Annotated in this window: 4 protein-coding genes; 1 reads left to right on the top strand and 3 read right to left on the bottom strand. The window is 57.4% G+C overall.

The window, feature by feature from the left end:
* The first annotated feature begins 200 nt into the window (after positions 1-200).
* A complete protein-coding gene (locus tag VAE55_RS06505; RefSeq protein ID WP_322814988.1) occupies positions 201-1,097 on the top strand; it encodes a sulfurtransferase in 897 nt (298 codons plus the stop codon).
* A 358-nt stretch (positions 1,098-1,455) separates the two neighbouring features.
* Here VAE55_RS06505 and VAE55_RS06500 read toward each other — a convergent pair whose 3' ends face one another.
* From VAE55_RS06500 to VAE55_RS06490, 3 genes are read right to left on the bottom strand one after another with little or no spacing between them, the layout of a single operon-like run.
* Positions 1,456-3,042: an NADH-quinone oxidoreductase subunit N gene (locus VAE55_RS06500; RefSeq protein WP_322814987.1), complete on the bottom strand. Its 1,587-nt coding sequence runs from the start codon at positions 3,040-3,042 to the stop codon at positions 1,456-1,458.
* Between the two features lie 23 nt (positions 3,043-3,065).
* A complete protein-coding gene (locus VAE55_RS06495) occupies positions 3,066-4,577 on the bottom strand; it encodes an NADH-quinone oxidoreductase subunit M (RefSeq protein WP_322814986.1) in 1,512 nt (503 codons plus the stop codon).
* 45 nt (positions 4,578-4,622) lie between these two features.
* Positions 4,623-6,287, bottom strand: coding sequence for an NADH-quinone oxidoreductase subunit M (locus VAE55_RS06490; protein WP_322814985.1), 1,665 nt, complete (start codon positions 6,285-6,287; stop codon positions 4,623-4,625).
* Between the last annotated feature and the right edge of the window lie 3 nt (positions 6,288-6,290).

The following is a 6,290-nucleotide window of genomic DNA, read 5'->3' as shown; positions in this document are numbered from 1 at the left end:
AGAGGCGATACGCGCAACGTTGCCACAACGGCTTGCTCGCGGGTGCATAAGTCATTGTTACCACATTTAATCAATAGGTTGCAACAGAGCAAATGAGATTACTTTTAGTAGATGTTCTTTGAAATAGGTCCTATTCTCTGTGCGCTCCGTGCCTCTGTGGTACAATAACCCACCAGCGTGCTAATGCAAAGAGGGATCATATGAGCCTGAAATTACCATCAGGGCCGCTCGTCGAAACCGACTGGCTGGCCGCCCATCTTGGGCATCCCAAACTCCGCATCGTTGACATGCGCGGTGCCGTTTTGCCTCCCTCTGCCCCTAAACCGCACTACTTTGCCCGCCACGACGACTATGCTGCCGGGCATATTCCCGGCGCTGTCTACATTGATTGGACACGTGATATTGTTGATCTTGACGATCCAACCCCTGTGCAGGTAGCACCACCCGCCAAAATCGCTGAAGAATTGGGAAAGCGCGGTATCGGCGACGATTGTGTAGTGGTTGCCTACGACGACTGGTATTCGATGTTTGCCGGGCGTCTGATGTGGGTGCTACGCTATTACGGGTTTGAGCAGGTGCGTGTGCTGAATGGTGGTATGGTCAAGTGGGTTGCCGAGGGCCGACCGCTGACGACGGAGGTACCAGACTATCCGCCGGCTATCTTTACCCCACGCCCCCAGCCACACCTGCGCAAGACCGCCGACCAGGTGCTGCAAGCCCTGGGTAGCGATCTGCTCTTGATTGATGCCCGTCATGAACGGGAGTATCAAGGCTTCGAGTCGCGTGCCGCTCGCGGCGGCCACATTCCCGGTGCACGTAATGTCTTTTATCAGAGCCTGGTCAGCGGGTCGCATCAAACCTACCTCTCGCCCGATCAACTCCGCGAACGCTTTCTTGCCGCCGGAATTGATCCTGACGCCACGACTGATCGTGAGGTCGTCGCCTACTGCAACGGCGGCGTTTCGGCGACACCCACAGCCATTGCTTTTGAATTGGTGAGTGGTCGCCGGGTCGCGATCTACGATGGTTCGTGGAATGAGTGGGGGAACGATCCAACCAAACCGCTTGAACGAGAGGAAGCGTCGTCGGGCGAGTAGTCAGTAGGGGCGGGTTCAGAACCCGCCCCTACTGTAGGCGGGTTTAGAACCCACCCCTACGATCTGTCCTTCTTTTCTAAGCACAAGACGTGATCTACGTTAATATCTGGCGGGGCGGGTTTAGAACCCACCCCTACGATCTATCCTTCTTTTCTAAGCACAAGACGTGATCTACGTTAATATCTGGCGAGTCGGGTTTAGAACCCACCCCTACTATACCCTGGCACCGCATCTGATGCGGATGCGCGGATTCAACACTCTCACCCTATGGCGACCACCATGCAGGCTAGCGACGGCGCAGCGGCAGCGGTTCAGTATGGGAATGGATAGCCAAACCGGCATCACCCCATCACCAAACCTACACCCGCTCCAGCACGCTCAAAATCAGATTGGGAAAGATACCCAACACCAGGACGCCGATTACCGCAATCGTCAGTGCGGCCCCAATCCCGCGTGGTATAGACACCGGAGCCTCATCACGTGCCGGCTCGATAAACATTGCTTTCAGCAGCCGGAGGTAGTAGTAGAGGCTTACAATTGTCATCACGACCGCAATCACGACCAGCCAGGTCGCACCGCTCTGCCAGCCGGCCATGAAGATGTAAAACTTGGCGAAAAAGCCGCCTAACGGTGGAATCCCGGCCAACGAGAGAATGCAGACGGTGAAGAGGAGGGCCAGCGGTAAGTTGCGGCGCGCGAGTCCGCGCAGATGATCGAGATCATTGCCACCGGTCTGCTGCCCAATCAACGCCAGCGCACCGAACGCTCCCAGATTGGTCAGGCTATAGATGATCAGGTAGTACAGCAGTGCAACCAGTCCCTGTTCACGGTCAGACGGTTGCGCAGCGGCCCAAGCCAGCAAGCCTAACAGCACAAATCCGGCGTGCGCGATGCTCGAATAGGCCAGCAGGCGCTTGACATTTGTCTGCGGGAGAGCGGCTAGGTTTCCGATCACAACCGTCAGCAGGGCCAGCACCGCCAGCACGGCTGTCCACCCCCCGGCCTCATCGTTTAGGGTTGGTGCGCCTGCCATCGCCGGGAATGTCTCTGTGAGTAACCGGAAGAGCAGGATGAAACCGGCGGCCTTCGAGGCGGTTGAAATGAAAGCGGTGATGGGTGTCGGTGATCCTTCATACACATCAGGCGACCAGCCGTGGAACGGAACTACTGCCAGCTTGTAGCCCATGCCGGCCACGATGAAGAGCATCGCCAGAGTGAGCAGACCGCCGCTCGATCCGGTAAACGCACCAATCCGATCAAAGCGGGTGAGGTCGTTGAAGTTGGTTGCTCCACCTACCCCATTGAGCGCGGCGCCAAAGGCCAGACTCATGCCGTACAGCAGGATTGCCGACGAGATTGCACCGAAGAGAAAGTATTTCAGCCCCGCTTCTGCCGAACGGGAATCGTTGCGGAAGTAACCGGCCAACAGGTAGAGCGGGATTGAGGTGAGTTCAATCGCCAGATACGCCAGTAACAGCTCATTGGCACCGACCATCAGACACATACCAAGGGTGGTAAAGATGATCAGCGCGTAAAACTCTCCCGGATGGGCGTTTGGCCGAATGTCGAGGCAGAGCAAACTGGTGACCAGGGCGGCACCGATGATCAGCAAACGGGCAATCATCGTGAGATGATCGGTGGCAAAGACGCCGATAATCGGATCACCACCCGGCCCGCCACTCTGCAAGTTGCGAATGATGTTGGTAAAGAAGTTGACCGGAGCTGTTTCAGGCAACTGATACAGGTAGCCGCTTTGCAGCAGCGCCACTACCAGTACCATCCCCAATCCAATGGCAGTCAGCGAGGCCGATGATTTTACACGCTCAAGTTGTGCCTCCGGCGTGCGGCCCCACCGCTCCAGAATATCCGATCCCAGTACCAGCAGCGCCAGCACCAGTAGCAAAATTTCAGGTAACAGGCGCGGGATGTCGGTCAGTTGAAACATACGACCCTCTTCGTCTCTCCCAATCAGCGCATCGCCACCATCACTTCACCGAGACGCGCTACTAAAGGTCGCACGCCGGTATCAATCAACTCTGTCATCCACGCCGGATACAGGCCCAACCCTACCAGCACCAGTGCCAGGATCAGTGCCCCGCTGTACTCTTGCCAGGTGAGTTTGGGGAGATGCAAGAATTCGGGGTTCTTGACTTCGTCGTAGAACACGGCCCAGACTGCCCGCAGAATATAGGCACCGGTGATCGGGATGCTCAACGCCGCAATCACCGCGACCAGCGGGTAGCGTTCCCAGACACCGATGAAGATATTGAACTCGGCCCAAAAGCCGGCCAGTCCCGGCATGCCCATTGACGAGAGACCACCCAGAATGAACATCGCAGCCGCAAAGGGCATCACCCGGCCCAGGCCACCTAATTCAGGCAACTGCCGAGTATGGGTTCGGTCGTAGATCATGCGCCCGACCACGGCAAAGAAGAGCGCCGTCATAATGCCGTGCGCAAACATTTGTAAGACTGCGCCCATCACTGCTATCTGTGTGCCGGCAGCCAACCCCATCACAACCAGACCCATGTGGCTCACCGATGAATAGCCGATGATAAACTTCGCGTCGCGCTGAACCATCGCAATACTGGCACCGTACACCACATTGAGGATGGTCAGGATCACGACGATTGGCAGCCAATCGCGTGCACCAATTGGCATCAACCACATGGCTGCCCGCAAACATCCGTAAGCGCCCAGTTTCATCAGTACACCGGCGTGCAACATACTGACTGCCGTCGGTGCCGCCACGTGTCCGGTTGGGCTCCAGGTGTGAAAGGGGAACATGCCGGCCAGTACTCCGAAGCCAACGAAGAGCGCGGGGAAGAGCAGGCGTTGCAGATCGCCGGCAATGAAGCCTTGTTCGGCCAGTACCAGCATATTGAAGGTGCGCAGGCCACTGCCGAAATAGAGACCGATCATGCCGATAATCACCAGCGCACTGCCCGCCATCAGGAACAGGGTCAGCTTCATCGCCCCGTACTCTTTGCGCGTGCTCCCCCAGATGCCGATCAGCAGGTACATCGGCAGCACTGCCAGCTCGTAGAACACGAAGAAGAGGAAGAGGTCGAGCGCACTAAACACTCCATAGACGCCGGTCGTCAGCAGTAACAACCAGACCCAATATTCTTTGGTGCGCTCTTCAATATTCCAGCTCATCAGGGCGCCGGTGAAGATCACGATACCGTTGAGGAGTAGCATCGGCAGGTTGATGCCGTCCGCTCCCAACAGATAACTGATCCCAAGCTGCGGTATCCAGTCGAGATACTCGACAAACTGAAAACCACCCCGCACCGGATCGTAAGCCAGAAAGACCAGGAGCGACAGGATAAGCGAGATGAGCGCAAACCCTGTCCCGACCCAACGCATCAGATCGGGGTAACGATCAGGAATAAAAGCAATAATGATGGCCGGCACCAGCATACTGAGCCAGATCAGGCTCAACCAGGGTATGTCGGCGGAAAGCGTTATCAACCCCATGCGGTCACCTTTGTGCAATTCATCCGCAGATGACAATCTTCGCGTCTAACTCAGGGCACGAACAAAAATAGCGACCAGTTGTCCGGCAGCGGCATTGCCCAGGCCAATCAGCGGGCCGGGATAGACACCAATCAGCAACGACAGCACCAGAATCGGCACGATGGCCCAGAATTCTTGTGGACGTAGATCGGGAATAGAACGCGGTGTGCCGGTTGCCGGCCCCAGAAAAATGCGCTGGAACATGAGCAACAGCGCCAGCGCAGTCACTACCAGCCCGATCACGGCCAGCGCCGTAAAGAAGGGTAACGTTGCCCACGCTCCACGGAAGATGAAGAATTCACCCACAAAGCCGGCCAGTCCAGGCAAACCCAGATTCGCGAAGAGCGCAATGCCCATCACGCCGGCAAACGTTGGCGCACCGGTGCGCAGTCCACCTAAACCACTGAGTTCCCAACGCCCGGTGCGCTCATACAACACCCCGGCCAGGTAGAAGAGCGCCCCTGTGCTAAGGCCATGGGCAACCATTTGCACCAGGGCACCGTTAATTGCACTGGCCCGCGCATCGATCCCGGCTTCGCCTGCCGCCGCTGCACCGGCAATTGCCAGCATTACATAGCCCATGTGGTTGATCGAGGTATACCCAATCAGGCGCTTGATGTCACCATTGACCTGACCAAGGGCGCCAAATGCACCGGCAACGACGCCAACGACGGCCAGTGCAGCCAGCACCGGAGCGAAGTATTGAGCGGCGTTGGGCGTGAAGGGCAGCAGGAGACGGAGCATACCATACGCCCCCATCTTGCTCATCACTGCCGAGAGCAGGATACTCGCCGCAGTTGGCCCTTCGGCGTAGGCGTCGGGGAGCCAGGTATGGAACGGCCAGACCGCCAGTTTGATCGCGAACGCTATGAAAATCGCCCACATTGCAATACTGCTGTAGAGCAAGGGATAGCGCCCGAGGGCATTGGTTACACCGATCTGCTCAAGATAGGCAAAGAGAATATCGCGCAAGGTGCCTTCGACACCGGCTACCGGCAATCCCTGCCCCAGCCGTCCCAGGGCAATCAGATCGAACGTAGGCATGCCGATCTGGCGCATCGCCAGATAGATCACCTGGAAGAGCAGGAGCATGCCCAACGAGCCGGCCATCGTGTAGACAAAAAACTTGAAAGCGGCATAGCGGCGTTGTTCGCGCCCCCAGCCCTGGATCAGGAAGAAGGCCGGTACGAGGCTGAATTCCCAGAAGATGAAGAAGAAGAAGAAATCGAGTGCGACAAAATAACCGAGCATTGCCGCTTCAAGTAAGAGCAGCAACGCCAGGTGCGCATGCAGCCGTTCACGTACACCCCAACTGGCAATCACGGCCAACGGCGTCATAACTGCCGTCAGGATCACGAGCGGCAGGCTCAGCCCATCCACGCCGAGAAAGTAATCAACCCGAATTGCCTGAATCCAGGGGACACGCTCAACCAATTGCACTGCACCCTGCCCGCTCGCCACAGCCAGCGGATCGAAACGTGCCCAGACCATGCCGGCCAGCAACAACGGCACACCTGTCCAGGCCAGCACCCCAGCTTTCACCGTCTGCTCATTGAACTTGAGCAGCCACGCCAACCCGATGAGCGCAATACCGGCCAATGGCGCCAGCACCAACAGGGTGAGCCACGGAATACCATCAGCAGCAGGAATAAGATACTCTGGCAGATTCATACG

Source organism: Chloroflexus sp. (assembly GCF_034432675.1).
Classification (GTDB): Bacteria; Chloroflexota; Chloroflexia; order Chloroflexales; family Chloroflexaceae; genus Chloroflexus.
Note: the sequence above shows the minus strand (reverse complement) of the source record. Positions and strands in the feature narration are given on the sequence as shown.